This window comes from Flavobacterium sp. W21_SRS_FM3 (genome assembly GCF_052113625.1).
In the GTDB taxonomy this organism is placed as follows: Bacteria; Bacteroidota; Bacteroidia; order Flavobacteriales; family Flavobacteriaceae; genus Flavobacterium.
Map to the genome: position 1 here is coordinate 22,518 of NZ_JBGQOD010000004.1, position 15,071 is coordinate 37,588.

Annotated in this window: 14 protein-coding genes; 11 read left to right on the plus strand and 3 right to left on the minus strand. The window is 34.1% G+C overall.

What is annotated here, in order from left to right; translation table 11 throughout:
• Window positions 1-61: 61 nt before the first annotated feature.
• On the plus strand, window positions 62-340 hold the full coding sequence (locus tag ACEN2K_RS08065) for a 4a-hydroxytetrahydrobiopterin dehydratase (protein ID WP_441758825.1): 279 nt from the start codon (window positions 62-64) through the stop codon (window positions 338-340).
• Window positions 341-400: 60 nt separating this feature from the next.
• Here the strand turns inward: ACEN2K_RS08065 and ACEN2K_RS08070 are convergent, their stop codons facing one another.
• On the minus strand, window positions 401-883 hold the full coding sequence (locus ACEN2K_RS08070) for a DUF1761 domain-containing protein (RefSeq protein ID WP_441758826.1): 483 nt from the start codon (window positions 881-883) through the stop codon (window positions 401-403).
• Window positions 884-1,057: 174 nt separating this feature from the next.
• On the opposite strand from ACEN2K_RS08070, the gene ACEN2K_RS08075 reads away from it, so the two are divergent.
• A complete protein-coding gene (locus tag ACEN2K_RS08075; RefSeq protein WP_441758827.1) occupies window positions 1,058-1,912 on the plus strand; it encodes a leucine-rich repeat domain-containing protein in 855 nt (284 codons plus the stop codon).
• A 194-nt stretch (window positions 1,913-2,106) separates the two neighbouring features.
• On the opposite strand, the gene ACEN2K_RS08080 is transcribed toward ACEN2K_RS08075, so the two are convergent.
• Complete coding sequence (locus ACEN2K_RS08080; RefSeq protein ID WP_441758828.1) at window positions 2,107-3,042, minus strand: alpha/beta hydrolase; 936 nt, start codon at window positions 3,040-3,042, stop codon at window positions 2,107-2,109.
• 359 nt (window positions 3,043-3,401) lie between these two features.
• Here ACEN2K_RS08080 and ACEN2K_RS08085 point away from each other — a divergent pair, with 359 nt between their 5' ends.
• The 9 genes from ACEN2K_RS08085 (at window position 3,402) to ACEN2K_RS08125 (ending at window position 13,802) form a co-directional block, all read left to right on the plus strand.
• Window positions 3,402-4,847, plus strand: coding sequence for an MFS transporter (locus tag ACEN2K_RS08085; protein WP_441758829.1), 1,446 nt, complete (start codon window positions 3,402-3,404; stop codon window positions 4,845-4,847).
• 169 nt (window positions 4,848-5,016) lie between these two features.
• Window positions 5,017-5,853, plus strand: a complete 837-nt coding sequence (gene kduI / locus ACEN2K_RS08090; RefSeq protein ID WP_441758830.1) for a 5-dehydro-4-deoxy-D-glucuronate isomerase — start codon at window positions 5,017-5,019, stop codon at window positions 5,851-5,853.
• A gap of 7 nt (window positions 5,854-5,860) precedes the next feature.
• Window positions 5,861-6,646: a gluconate 5-dehydrogenase gene (locus ACEN2K_RS08095; protein WP_339920514.1), complete on the plus strand. Its 786-nt coding sequence runs from the start codon at window positions 5,861-5,863 to the stop codon at window positions 6,644-6,646.
• A gap of 17 nt (window positions 6,647-6,663) precedes the next feature.
• The gene (uxaC, locus tag ACEN2K_RS08100) at window positions 6,664-8,064 is read left to right on the plus strand and encodes a glucuronate isomerase (protein ID WP_441758831.1); all 1,401 of its coding nucleotides are present in this window, start codon (window positions 6,664-6,666) and stop codon (window positions 8,062-8,064) included.
• A gap of 27 nt (window positions 8,065-8,091) precedes the next feature.
• Entirely contained in the window at window positions 8,092-9,114 is a 1,023-nt protein-coding gene (locus tag ACEN2K_RS08105; protein WP_441758832.1) for a PfkB family carbohydrate kinase, read from the plus strand.
• Between the two features lie 6 nt (window positions 9,115-9,120).
• Window positions 9,121-9,789 carry a bifunctional 4-hydroxy-2-oxoglutarate aldolase/2-dehydro-3-deoxy-phosphogluconate aldolase gene (locus tag ACEN2K_RS08110; RefSeq protein ID WP_441758833.1) on the plus strand — a complete coding sequence of 223 codons (669 nt, stop codon included), beginning with the start codon at window positions 9,121-9,123 and terminating at the stop codon, window positions 9,787-9,789.
• 54 nt (window positions 9,790-9,843) lie between these two features.
• Window positions 9,844-10,659 (plus strand): SDR family oxidoreductase, encoded by an 816-nt coding sequence (locus ACEN2K_RS08115; RefSeq protein WP_441758834.1) that lies wholly within the window; start codon window positions 9,844-9,846, stop codon window positions 10,657-10,659.
• A 50-nt stretch (window positions 10,660-10,709) separates the two neighbouring features.
• Complete coding sequence (locus ACEN2K_RS08120; RefSeq protein WP_441758835.1) at window positions 10,710-12,155, plus strand: tagaturonate reductase; 1,446 nt, start codon at window positions 10,710-10,712, stop codon at window positions 12,153-12,155.
• A gap of 30 nt (window positions 12,156-12,185) precedes the next feature.
• Complete coding sequence (locus ACEN2K_RS08125; protein WP_441758836.1) at window positions 12,186-13,802, plus strand: UxaA family hydrolase; 1,617 nt, start codon at window positions 12,186-12,188, stop codon at window positions 13,800-13,802.
• Window positions 13,803-13,867: 65 nt separating this feature from the next.
• Here the strand turns inward: ACEN2K_RS08125 and ACEN2K_RS08130 are convergent, their stop codons facing one another.
• The gene (locus ACEN2K_RS08130) at window positions 13,868-14,896 is read right to left on the minus strand and encodes a LacI family DNA-binding transcriptional regulator (RefSeq protein ID WP_441758837.1); all 1,029 of its coding nucleotides are present in this window, start codon (window positions 14,894-14,896) and stop codon (window positions 13,868-13,870) included.
• Between the last annotated feature and the right edge of the window lie 175 nt (window positions 14,897-15,071).

A 15,071-nucleotide genomic window follows, 5' to 3' on the forward strand; every position in this document is an offset into this window, starting at 1 on the left:
TAAAGTGAAAAAGACAGACTAATAAATAATATTTAACTAATTTTATTAAAAAAGCATAACTATGAACATATATAACGAAAATACCGCACAAGCTTTTCTACTAAATTTAGATGATTGGCATTTTAATGATAATGGGATAGAAAAGAAATTTGTTTTTAAAAGTTTTAGTGAAGCCTTAGGTTTTATAGTGCAAGTTGGGGTCGCTGCCGAAAAACAAAATCACCATCCTGAACTTTTCAATGTTTATAATAAAGTAAACATTCGATTGTCCACACACGATGCTAATGGGCTTACTGATAGAGACTTTAAGTTAGCAAAAACTATTGAAGAATTATTATAAGAGTAAAGCTCCTCATAGATTTAGTTAATCATTGAGGAGTCTCTAAGTTATTGATTTTAATTAAACCCAAGCACAAATAATGCCGCCCATTATCGTAAAACACACAATCCAAAATCCGCCAGAAATTAATGTATATTTCCAACTTCTTCTCTCAAATAGAGCGTTAGTTCCTACGATAGGTAATGCTAAAAATAAACCTGTCATAAAGCCATGCAGCATACCATGTTTAAAAGTTCTGAATGCCGTACCGTAATCTAACATAAAGGCAGTATAGGAAGGTTTTGCTAATGACGGGTCACCACCTACCATCCCCAAAGCCCCATATTGATGTATGGTCAACATTTGCAGTATTAAAGCCATTAAAAAGGCATAAAATACAGCCATTGAAAAAATCATGATCATGTTAGCACCTTTCATTTTCTCTTCGGTCATTCCTGCTTCTTTCATCCAGATGGTTCCAAATACTTTAGGATTATACCAGATAAAGCCTACTACAAGTGTTGAAAGTGCTGCTACAAAAAGTGCTAAAAAGTTAATTTCCATAAGTTTACTGTTTGATTAGTGTCCAAATATAAATATTTATTTCATAGTAATTTTAATTTTTTTTGTAGGAATTTTAGATGTAAATAATACTTATATATGTAGTTCATCGATTTTATTTGCTGATAAGCTGTTTTGAGTGTACTTTTATTCTGTCTAAACGATAAATCAGTTATTATGAAAAATATATTTACCCTTGCATTAACAGTCTTAGCTTCATTTACAATGTTAGCAGATGTTTCTATTTCTGACAAAGCGGTATTGCTAAATCTTCATAAGGCCACTAACGGTAATAATTGGAAAACTAAATGGGATTTAACTGCACCAATTGCTTCTTGGTACGGTGTAAAACTAGAGGGAGACAAAGTAGTTGCTATTAATTTATCAGATAACAATTTAGTAGGTCAAATCCCTACTGAAATTAGCCAGTTAGTTAATTTAAAAGAATTGAATTTTCATAAAAATGCGATTTCAGGTACTATACCTACCTCTTTAGAAAATTTAAAAGAGCTAACTGTATTGGATCTTTCATTTAACCAATTAACAGGAACAATACCTGCAGCGATTTGTGAATTAACGAATTTAAAAAATTTAGAGTTATATATGAATCAACTTTCAGGTGAATTGCCAACTGAAATTGGAAAATTAAAACACTTAGAAAGTTTAGTTCTTTTTAATAATGAGATTGAAGGTGAAATACCTAGTTCTTTATACGAGGTTGAAACATTGAAAACCTTATTGTTAAATAGTAATAAGCTTAGTGGTAAATTAAGTTCTGAAATTGCTAATTTGACAAATTTGGAAAATTTAAGTTTGTTCGAAAATGCAATGGAAGGTCAAGTTCCTTTTGATTTAGAAAAATTAAATAAATTAAAAGAAATGAATATTTCTTACAACCAATTTAGTGGTTTAATATCAAGAAGATTAGCCGTGCTTGACACCTTAAACATGACAATGGTTAATGATAAAGGAGTAGCTGTTTTGTTAGATGTGGCTATGGAAATTGAAAGACCTTTAGTATCTGAAGATTAATATTTTTAAATTTATATTATAAAATATATATATTGTTTTGAATAAGTTTAGTTAGTTTTTTTTAAACCTGTGTAGCCTGAGCTTCACGGGTTTTTTTATGCTTCTTTTTAAATGCTGAATGAGATCGTTTCTTGCTGTTAATAGCAGTAGGCGAGACCTGGTTTTGTTATAGTCATAAGCAGAGTATAGAAAATTTACTGCATGAAGTGATTGTTCAATAGCCAGTTCTCGGCCTCCTTAGTCCAATTAATATGAGTTTCTTTGGGGCTAAGTCCGAAGCCATGACCTCCACTTTGATATAAATGTAATTCTGCTGCTACCTGATGTTTTTTTAGTGCTAAATAATAGCGAAGACTGTTCTCGCACGGTACTGCTTTATCATCTGTAGCGTGGCTTAAAAAAGTGGGTGGAGTGCTCGTTGTAACCCAGGTTTCATTTGAAAAATGAGTTACTGTAGTTGAAGAAGGTAATGCTCCTAAAAGGTTATTTTTGGAGCCATTATGGGTTATGTCATTCTGCATCGAAATTACGGGATAAATTAGCATTTCAAAATTAGGGCGAGCACTTATTGTATCCGTTTGGTTATAAATTTTTTCATTATAGTGTGTGGCTAGGCTTGAAGCCAAATGACCTCCTGCCGAAAATCCAATGACACCAATCTGCTGCGGATTGATTTTCCATCTCTCAGCATTTCTTCTTATAATTCTCATTGCTTCTTGAGCATCCTGCAATGGACCTACAGACTTATCCTTCATTATTACATCACTGGGTAATCTATATTTTAAAACCATAGCTGTAATGCCTAGTGAATTCAACCACTCTGCTATTTTAGTCCCTTCTTTATCTATCGCTAAATGGGAATAACCACCACCAGGAATTACCATTACAACAGTAGTATTGTTTGTGTTTATTATATCCGGCTTGTACATCGTTAACGTGGGTGTTACTACTTGGCTTACTTGTTTTAAAGTGTTTTCACTATAAATCTGTTTCTCTTGATAGTCGTTCTCTATAATCTCACCCGGAATATTTTTTTCCCAAATAGGTAAAATGTGTATTTGAGCATTCATACTCGTAAATGATAGGCAAGTCAGTATTATTGCAATGTATATGTTTTTTAAAATTTTCATTATATCTAAGTTTTTATTTAATGGCTAAAAGTGAACTGATTTTGGCAGCGAAAATTTATAAGTCTGTTTATAATATCCAAAACATTCTTTCTATCTATCGTTTTGCTGTATTGGTAGGCTTTTTATGTTTTTTTTATGTGATGTGTTTATTTAATTGGCTAATTTAAATATTTATTGAAATAATTTGCATTATAATTAATATAAGTTATATTTGTGCAATCGATTACATTTTTATTGCAAATTTATATTTTTCAGCTTAAAATTAATTAAGACTTCTATTTTATGAAAACGCAATATACTTAGTTTTGAGGAATATTAATTTGTACTGACATATTTAACTATCTATATTAAACAATACTATGAACCAAAAAATTAAAACTATTGGAAATTATCGTTGGAGTATTTGCAGCTTACTGTTCTTTGCTACAACTATAAACTATTTAGACAGACAGGTGCTTTCATTAACATGGAAGGATTTTATTGCACCTGAATTTCATTGGACCAATAATGACTATGGTAATATTACTGCATTATTTTCAATTTTTTATGCGGTATCTCTATTGTTTGCTGGAAGGCTGGTTGATGTTCTGGATACTAAAAAAGGTTTTCTTTGGGCAATCGGGGTATGGTCGATAGGGGCATGTTTACACGCTTTTTGCGGAATTGCAACTGCAGGTATATTAACAGGCGATTGGTTTGTGGGATTTGAAGGAGCAAAAGAAGCTTTGAAAACAGTTAATGATACAGGGATGGTAATTACTGTTAGTGTTACCTTATTTATTTTTGCTCGTTTTATCCTGGCTTTAGGTGAAGCTGGAAATTTTCCTGCAGCTATTAAAACAACGGCTGAGTATTTTCCTAAAAAAGATCGTGCCTTTTCTACCAGTATATTCAATGCTGGAGCTACTGTGGGTGCATTGGCTGCGCCCATATCAATTCCGTTTATTGCTAAAGCATACGGCTGGGAAATGTCTTTTATAATTATTGGAGCATTGGGCTTTGTATGGATGGGATTTTGGGTTTTCATGTATGAAAAACCTGAAAAGCACTCCAAAGTCTCAGCTAGTGAATTGGAATATATACAGCAAGATGCATTGGCTGATAGTAAATTAGAAGGATATGTTCCAGAAACAGCTACAAAGGTTACTTTAATGCAATGTTTTAAATACAAGCAGACGTGGGCATTTGCTTTTGGTAAGTTTATGACTGATGGCGTTTGGTGGTTTTTCTTGTTCTGGACTCCTGCGTACTTAAGCTCGGTTTACGGAATGGATTCTACAGAAGCTGCTTTGCCACTTTTTGTTTTATATATGATTACGTTACTTTCAATTATTGGAGGTTGGTTGCCAACTTACTTTGTTGAAAAAAAAGGAATGAATCCTTATGATGGTCGAATGAAAGCCATGTTGATTTTTGCATTCTTTCCATTACTTGCATTAGTTGCACAACCTTTAGGACATATTTCGTATTGGCTGCCTGTAATAATTATTGGTATTGCTGGGGCGGCTCATCAAGCTTGGTCTGCTAATATTTTTACCACGGTTGGAGATATGTTTCCTAAAAAAGCTATTGCGACAATAACAGGTATTGGTGGACTAGCGGGAGGTATTGGTTCGACTTTTATTAATAAAGGATCAGGAATGTTATTTGATTTTAGTAAAGAGACGGATATGGCTTTCATGGGATTTAAAGGAATTGAATCGGGATACTTTATTATATTCTCCATATGCGCTGTGTGTTACCTAATTGGTTGGTCAGTTATGAAGACTTTAGTCCCAAAATACACGCCAATTACGGATATGTAATATTTCACAAAAGTAGTATTATTCAAGAAATGGTGCTCAGAGCCCTTTTTACTAATTAATAAATAAAATATCAATTTTTAGATATAGAAATTAATTCACTAATGAATAAATATATTAGTTTAATAAAATATTCAATATCTTTGTAATCGATTGCATTAAAATTAAAGTTATGACAAAATATAGTTCAAGATACGCTTCTAGTCCAGAAGCAGTTAAAAATTACGATACACAGCAATTAAGAAACGAATTTTTAATTGATGATTTAATGAAGGATAATGAGATTACTTTTACTTATTCTCATTATGATCGTTATATAGCGGGTTCAGCAGTTCCTGTGCATGATTTAACATTAGAAACTATTGATCCTCTAAAAGCTTCTTATTTCTTAGAAAGAAGAGAAATGGGAATTATCAATGTTGGTGGAAGCGGTTCTATTGTTGTTGAAGGAAAAACTTATGAATTGAATTTCAAAGATGCGCTGTATATTGGAAGTGAGAATAAAGAAGTTATTTTCAAAAGTACTGATCCGAAAAAACCGGCAAAATACTATATCAATTCCGCTCCAGCTCACACCACTTATCCTACGAAAAAAGTGAGTTTGGCAGAAGCCAATAAATTAGAACTGGGTTCAATGGAAACAGCGAATCACCGTACAGTGAACCAAATGATTATTGGTGGTGTAGTGACTACTTGTCAATTGCAAATGGGTATGACAGAATTAAGACCTGGTAGCGTTTGGAATACTATGCCAGCACATGTTCACGATCGTAGAATGGAAGTTTATTTTTATTTAGATATTCCAGAAAATCAAGCGGTGTGTCACTTTATGGGACAACCACAGGAAACGAGACATATTTGGATGAACAACCACCAAGCGGTAATTTCTCCACCATGGTCAATACATTCTGGTTCTGGAACTAGCAATTATACTTTTATTTGGGGAATGGCTGGTGAAAATTTAGATTATGGTGATATGGATGTTTGTAAAATCAATGAATTAAGATAAAACAATTATGACTTTATTTAATTTAAAAGGTAAAAGAGCGCTTATAACAGGAGGAACTCACGGCTTGGGAATGGCAATGGCTGAGGGACTGGCCATGGCGGGAGCCGAACTGGTAATTACAGGGACAACTCCTTCAAAAATGGAGGAAGCGCTTACGTATTATAAAAGCAAAGGATATACTGTTTCTGGTTATTTATTTGATGTAACAGACGAAAATGCTGCCGCAAAAAATATAGAACTAATTGGTAAAGAATTAGGAGATATTCACATATTAGTTAATAACGCAGGAATAATAAAAAGAGAATTGGCAATAACAATGCCTATTGCTGACTTTAGACAAGTAATTGATGTGGATTTGGTTGGACCATTTATTATGTCACAATTAGTTGCAAAGCAGATGATTGCCCGCAATGAAGGGAAGATTATCAATATCTGTTCTATGATGAGTGAATTGGGGCGAAATAGTGTTTCGGCTTATGCTGCGGCAAAAGGAGGATTGAAGATGTTAACACGCAATCTAGCAACGGAATGGGCAAAATACAATATTCAAGTAAACGGAATAGGTCCTGGATATTTTGCAACTACTCAAACAGAACCTATTCGTGTGGATGGGCATCCTTTTAATGAGTTTATTATCAATAGAACACCAGCTGCTCGATGGGGAGATCCAGAAGATTTAGCAGGAACAGCAGTGTTTCTTGCTTCAAAAGCAAGTGATTTTGTCAATGGACAAATTGTTTATGTTGACGGAGGGATTTTAGCCACTATTGGGAAACCTTCAAATGAGAATTAATTTTTAAGAAATCTATAATGAGCACAAAATTTATAAACGATAATTTTTTATTAGAAAATAAATACGCTGAAGAGCTATATCATAATTACTCTAAAAATCAGCCTATTATTGATTATCACAATCATTTGTCTCCAAAGTATATTGCCGAGAATACCATTTTTGACAATATTACCCAAGTGTGGATAAATGGCGATCATTACAAATGGCGTGCGATGCGTACCCTTGGAATAAATGAGCAATTTGTCACAGGAAATGGTTCAGATAAAGATAAGTTTATGAATTGGGCAAAAACAGTTCCATATACGATTCGTAATCCGTTGTACCATTGGACTCATCTTGAACTGGCTCGTTATTTTGATATTCATGATTTATTAAATGAAAAATCAGCAGAGGGAATTTATGAACAAGCTTCGGCAAAAATAAATTCTTCTGCATATAGCACTCAAAATTTGCTTACCAAAGTAAATGCCGAATTTGTTTGTACTACTGAGGATCCAATTGATACTTTAGAATACCACCAACAATTAGCTAAAAGCGATTTTAAAACAAAAGTAAGTACTGCTTTTAGGCCAGATAAGGCAATCTTGATTTCAGTTGATGGATACAATGATTACATTGATACACTTGGTCAAGTGGCTGGTGTATCTATAAATACATATGCTGATTTGTGTACAGCACTAAGAAATAGAATTGACTATTTTGATAAAAACGGTTGTAAACTTTGCGATCATGGTTTAGACCAAATTTACTTCGAAAACTTTACTGAAAGCGAAGTAAACGGCATCTTCAAAAAGAAAAGAGAGAACGGAGTTTTGAGTAATGAAGAAGCTTTGAAATTCCAAAGCGCTATTTTATTGTTTTTATGCGAGACCTACCATGAATTCGGATGGGTACAACAATTTCATTTGGGAGCATTAAGAAATAATAATGCTCGTATGCATCGAATTCTTGGGCCAGATACTGGTTGGGATTCAATAGGAGATTATCCGCAAGCTCAAAAATTGTCGGGGTTTTTAAATGCATTAGATAGTAAAGATAAATTGACAAAAACTATAATTTATAACCTAAACCCTGCTGATAACGAGGTGATGGCAACTATGATTGGAAATTTTAATGACGGAAGCGTTAAAGGAAAAGTACAGTTTGGTTCAGGATGGTGGTTTTTAGACCAAAAAGACGGAATGACAAAACAATTAAATGCCCTTTCAAACATGGGATTGATTAGTTGTTTTATAGGAATGTTGACAGACTCAAGAAGTTTTTTGTCTTTTCCAAGACACGAATATTTTAGACGAATTCTTTGTAATCTTTTAGGAGATGAAATTCAAAGAGGGGAGTTGCCAAATGATATGGAATGGATTGGTAAAATGGTGTCTGATATTAGTTATAACAATGCCAAAGAATATTTTAAATTTTAATGAAGACCTCTATTTAATTTAAACACAATGAATAAAGTTGTTGCTTTTGGCGAAATCATGTTGCGTCTTTCTACAGAAAGGCATTTGCGTTTTGCGCAAGCTAAAACATTTACTGCTTCTTATGGAGGTGGTGAGTTTAATGTAGGTGTTTCTTTGGCAAATTATGGCGTTAACGCTGAATTTGTAACTCGGTTACCTGAAAATGAAATTGGTGCTTGCGCTTTGAAAGAAATGCGAAAAATGAATGTAGAGTCCAAAAATGTAATTTTTGGAGGAGAACGTTTAGGTACTTATTATTTAGAAACTGGTGCAGGAACTCGAGCAAGTAATGTAGTATATGATCGTGCTCACAGTGCAATGGCTACCATTCAAAAAGGGATGATTGACTGGGAAAAAGTATTAGAAGGAGCTACTTGGTTTCATTGGAGCGGAATTACAACTGCAATCTCTGAGAGTGCTGCCGAAGCTTGTTTGGAAGCTGTTAAAGTGGCGCATCAATTAGGTTTAACCATTTCATGTGATTTGAATTACCGATCAAAATTATGGCAATATGGCAAAACTCCAAGCGAGGTTATGCCAGAATTACTACAATACACGAATGTTATTTTAGGAGATTTAGACACCGCTTATTTTATGTTAGGTCAAGCCAAAGTAGATCCAAATTATCAGGATTTAAAATCGCTTCCTATGTTGTACAGTAAGCTATTTGATTTATGCCCCAATTTAAAAACTGTCGCGACCACATTGCGTTATTCTGTAAGTGCTTCGCACCAAAGAATTGGAGGTGTTTTATTTGATGGTAATGCGATATATAATGCAGCAATTCAAGAAGTGACTCCAGTTGTAGATCGAGTAGGAAGTGGCGATGCTTTTATGGGAGGATTGATTTATGGATTGTTAGAATATGCTAATAACACACAAAAAGCATTAGATTTTGCAGTAGCTGCTTGTTGTTTAAAACACACAATCGCTGGAGATTATAATCTAGTTACCTTAAAAGAAGTTGAAAATATGTTAGACGGAAATGTTACCGGACTAGTATCAAGATAAAAAATTATGGCAAAGTATTCAAGAATTGAAGTAGCAACTGTAATGAAGGAGAACGGGATGGTTCCTTTATTTTTTCATTCGGATATTGAATTAAGTAAGAAAGTATTAAAAGCCTGCTATGATGGAGGATCTCGCTTAATGGAATTTACCAGTAGAGGAGATTTTGCTTTTGAAGTTTTTGGAGCGTTAAACAAATATGCTTTGGCCGAATTACCAGGGATGATTTTGGGAGTAGGTTCAGTTACCGATGCTGCTGCCGCTTCACTTTACATGCAATTAGGCGCTAATTTTATTGTCACTCCCGTTTTGAGAGAAGACATCGCCTTGGTTTGTAATCGTCGAAAAGTATTATGGTCGCCTGGTTGCGGGACCTTAACTGAAATTGCTCGAGCAGAAGAATTGGGATGTGAAATTGTAAAATTATTCCCAGGTGATATCTATGGGCCACAATTTATCAAAGGAATTAAAGGACCATGTCCTTGGACAAGCATAATGCCAACAGGAGGTGTATCAACGAGCAAAGAAAATTTGAAAAGCTGGTTTGATGCGGGGGTAACCTGTGTTGGTATAGGATCACAATTGATTTCAACTGAAATATTGGCAAATAAAGACTTCGAAGGTCTGCGTTTAAAAGTAAAAGAAACGTTGGAAACGATTAAAGAACTAAGAGGGTAGTTTATTGAATTGATTTACAACAATACAATTGATTAAATAAAATTAGATACGATTTTGGGAAGCAATTTATCACTAGCGGGAAAGTCAATAGTAATTACCGGAGGTACTGGGGTTATAGGCGCTTCTTTTATAAAAAGTGTCTGTAATGCGGGAGCTGCTGTTGGAATTTTAGGACGAAATGAGCAAGTTGCCACCGAAAGGGCTAATGAAATTATAAAACAAGGAGGAAAGGCAATTCCGCTGATTGCAGATGTAACTAATGAAGAACAGTTAGTAGCTGCAAGAGTTAAAATGCTACAGGCATATGGAAAAATTGACGGACTAGTAAATGCTGCAGGAGGAAATATTCCAGAAGCGGTAATTCAACCCGATCAAGATATTTTTAAGCTCAATATGTCCGCGATTCAAGATGCTATGAATCTTAATTTATTTGGGTCAATCTTGCCAACTCAAGTTTTTGGAGAAGCAATAAAAAATAATGGTTCGGGTAGTATTGTAAATAGTTCTTCGGTTACGGCACATCTAGCTGTTACCAAAGTTTTAGGATACAGTTTAGGGAAAGCAGCAATTGATTGTTATACCCAATGGTTTGCAGTAGAATTAGCAAAACGTTTTGGAGATAAAATTCGAATGAATTCTATCGTTCTAGGATTTGTTTTAACAGAACAGAATAAAACACTCTTAACAAACGAAGACGGTAGTTTGACCGAAAGAGGGAATTTAATAATCAATAAAACTCCTTTTAATCGATTTGGAACGGCGCAAGAACTCGAAGGAGCACTTGTATGGTTGCTAAGTGATGATTCTAAGTTTGTTACTGGATCAAAAATCACTGTTGACGGAGGTTTTTCAGTTTATAGCGGAGTTTAAACTTCCAGTAAGCATCAAATAAAAAAGTACACTTTATATCAATATATATAATGAAAAAATTAAATAGAATAAATACAGGTTTAGAAAAATTGCAGCCTATTAAAGTAGTGCAATTCGGAGAAGGCAATTTCTTAAGAGCATTTATAGATTATGCTTTTCAAGAACTGAATGAAAAGGTAGATTTTAATGCTGGGATTGCAGTTGTACAGCCTATTGAAAACGGAATGGTAAATATGCTAAACGATCAGGATGGCTTGTATACTTTGTTTATGAAAGGGTTGACAAAAGGGAAAGAAATTCAAGAGAAAACACTAATTTCTAACTTGGTTTCTGGAATCAATCCGTATGCTAATTTTAATGATTATTTGGCTTTAGCCAAAGAAGAAGAATTGGCTTTTATAATTTCGAATACAACAGAGTCAGGTATTGCATATGTAAGTACAGATACTCCGTCGATGCAACCACCAAGTTCGTATCCAGCTAAGTTAACTGTTCTTTTACATGAAAGATTCAAGCATTTTAACGGAGATGCAGCAAAAGGCTTGGCGATTATTCCTTGTGAATTAATTAATAACAATGCCGATACGCTTAAAGAAATTATATTAAAATACAGTGATGATTGGAATTTGGGAACTGATTTTAAAAATTGGATTCAAAATAATAATTCTTTTCATAACACATTGGTTGATAGAATTGTACCGGGATATCCTAGAGCGGAAATCGATGCTTATAATAAGGAGTTAGATTATTCAGATAATTTAATTGTTACGGCTGAAACATTTTTTCTTTGGGTTATTGAGGGTGGAGATGATTTGAAAGCCAAATTACCGTTTCATAAAACAAAGCTAGATGTGAAAATTGTTGCGGATATGCAACCGTATAGAACTAGAAAAGTAAGAATCTTAAATGGTGCGCACACTGCTATGGTTCCATTTTCATTGATGTTTGGAAACGAAACCGTAAAACAAACAGTGGATAATCCTTTTACAGGGAAATTTATTAATCAAGCTATTTTTGACGAAATTAATGAAACTATTGAAATGGATAAGGCAGAATTAGATCTTTTTGCTGAGGATGTTTTAGATCGTTTTAGAAACCCATTTATCAAACACAATCTTTCTAGTATTGCTTTGAATTCTATTTCGAAATTCAAGGTAAGAGTACTGCCAAGTGTTTTAGGGTACATTACAAAATTTGACAAAGTACCAACGAACTTGACTTTTGCATTTGCCTGTTTGATTCGTTTTTACAAAGGAACTTGGAATGAAGGAACTTTGCCAGTAGATGATAGCAAGGAAATTACAACTGCATTTCAGTCAATTTGGGCTTCAAATGATGCAGTAAAAGTAGTTGCTCAAACATTGTCAAATACAGAATTTTGGGGAGAAGATTTAACAAACATCAAAGGACTATCAGAAGCTTTAGTATTGGCATTGAATGAGATTGAGGCAAATGGAATTGAGCAAGGTTTTGTGAATTTCAAGAAACAAGTTTAGTAGTAGTCACGAATTATAGTATTTATAATCATGCAAAAAAAATTAATAAAAGTAAATCCATCAGACAATGTCGCAGTGGCTTTAGTAAATCTTACTCAAGGAGAAGAGATACAATTTGAAGGAGAATTGATAACAGTCCTTTCTGATGTAAAAATGAAGCATAAAATTGCGATGACTCCTTTAGAAATAGGAGATCGTATAATTATGTATGGAGTATTAGTAGGGAAAGCAAGTGAACGCATTGAAAAAGGCGGTTTGCTATCTACTTTAAATGTAAAACATGAAAGTGATAAAGTAACTGGTAAAACCGAAACAATCGGTTGGACTGTTCCTAACGTAGATAAATGGAAAAACAGAACTTTTCTTGGATATCACAGAGAAGATGGACAAGTAGGAACTGAAAATGTTTGGTTGTTTTTTCCATTGGTTTTTTGCGAAAACAGAAATATCGAAATCTTAAAAGATATTTTCGAAAAGGAATTAATGAAGCCAAAAGAAAACGATTACCAATTGTTATTGCGTTCACTAGTAAATTCTGAAACGGGAGTAGAAGGGAATAGCGGAGGTTCTAATGAAGCCGATCTTTTCAAAAATATTGAAGTAAAGTTCATCACGCATCAAGGTGGTTGTGGGGGTATTCGCCAGGATTCACACAGTTTGGCTAAATTATTGGCTGGATATGTAAACAATCCAAATGTGGCAGGTGCAACGGTGTTGAGTTTAGGTTGTCAGAATTTACAGATTCAGATATTCAAGGATGCACTAAATGAAATTAATCCAAATAGTACTAAGCCCGTATTGATCTATGATCAACAACAAATAGGAACTATTGAGGCGATGTTGAGTAGTGTGGTTAAAGATACTTTTGAGGCAATCAAAAAAGCAAATGCATTAGAGCGAGCTCCAGCACCATTGTCGAAATTAACGATTGGTTTGGAATGTGGTGGATCGGATGGATTCTCTGGAATTTCAGCTAATCCAACATTAGGTGTAACTTCTGATATGCTGACAGCATTAGGAGGAACTACCATACTTTCAGAGTTTCCTGAATTATGCGGTGTAGAGCAAGAATTAGTGAATCGTTGTAATGAAGATGAAGATGGAAAACGATTCTTAGAATTAATGAAGTGGTACGAAAAAACAGTTGTAGATGCAGGTTCAGGATTTGATATGAATCCTTCTCCTGGTAACATAAAAGATGGTTTGATTACAGATGCAATGAAATCTGCTGGTGCTGCTAAAAAAGGAGGAACTTCTCCAATTGTAGGTGTTTCAGACTACGGAGAATACATTTCAAAACCAGGTTTAAACTTGCTTTGTACTCCTGGGAATGATGTAGAATGTACCACTGCGATGGTAGGTTCTGGAGCCAATATGGTGTTGTTTACGACGGGCTTAGGAACGCCAACTGGAAATCCAATTGCGCCAGTTGTAAAGGTTTCTTCTAACTCTGAGTTGGCAAGAAAAATGTCAGATATTATTGATATTGATACAGGAGGAATTATTACTGGTGAAAAATCAATAGATGAAATGGCAGATGAAATGCTGGAATTTATTATAAACGTAGCAAGTGGTACCATAAAAACGAAAGCCGCGATTTTAAATCAGAATGATTTTATTCCTTGGAAGAGAGGGGTTTCATTATAATTGTAAAGTAATAATATTGGTTTTGTTTGAAAGAGGAAATTATCTATTGATAGTTTCCTCTTTTTTTATTCTACCTTTTTTAATGATGATTTTCTAATATGCAATTCAGGCATTAAGACCACTTTCTTTTCAATTTTTAAATTTTCAGTGTTGCTTATTTGTTCTAAAAACACTTTGGCAGCCATTTTGCCCATTTCTTGCGGAGACTGATCTACTGTGGAGATTGATAATTCCATAAATTTTGTAAAAGGTTCGTTACCAAAACCAAATACCCCAAAATCATTAGGGATTTTAATACCATGTTCCTTTAATTTCTGAATCGCGCCTAAAGCAGCAAAGTCACTCGTAGAAAAAATTGCAGTAGGAGGATTAGACAATTGTAATAGTTTCTCTACTGCGTCCCTACCTTCCACGACATTACTTCGTATGTTTAGGATATAATCTTCATTTATGTCAATTCCATTGTCTAGCAAGGCTTGCTTGTATCCATTGTAGCGATCCTCATAGATTTCTAATGAACGATCTCCTGATAAGAAAGCAATTTGCTTGTTTCCTTGTTCTATTAAGTGTTGCGTGGCTAAGTATGCACCTTTAAAGTCATTAATCGTTACGGAGCTTACCCCTTCCATTTTCTTCTTTCTGTCAAAGAAAATCAAAGGCACATTTTTTTGTACAATACGATCTATAAAAGGGCTGTTTTTCTCAGATACATTGGAAATCGACATTAGAATACCATCAACCTGAGCATTCAATAGCGTGTTGATATTTTCAATTTGTCTCTCTTCATCTTCATGACTCTGACAAATGATAACCTGATATCCTTGAGGTTGTAACTCTTCCTCGATTCCTCTAATTACAGATGCAAAAAAGTTGGTGTTTATTCTTGGAACTATGACGCCAACATTATTGCTTTTTCCACTCTTCAGTGCTAACGCTAATTTGTTCTGCTTATAATTCATTTTGGCTGCCGTTGCTAGCACTAATTCTCGAGTTGCAGTACTTATTTTTGGATTATTATTTAGAGCTCTGGAAACCGTAGCAGCTGTAATATTAAGCTCTTTGGCAATGTCATAAATAGTTGTTTTGTTACTCATAGTCTTTTTCTAATCCGGTAAAAATAATATTTTTTTTTCATTATCACTACTAAGTGTTATCGATTACAATTTTTTACAAAAAGGGCAATAGAATGGTTGTTTTTAATCATTTCTATCTGTTCATAGCAACCTTTAATTACAGTTTTGTCCACAGTTAACATGCATTTATGGAAAT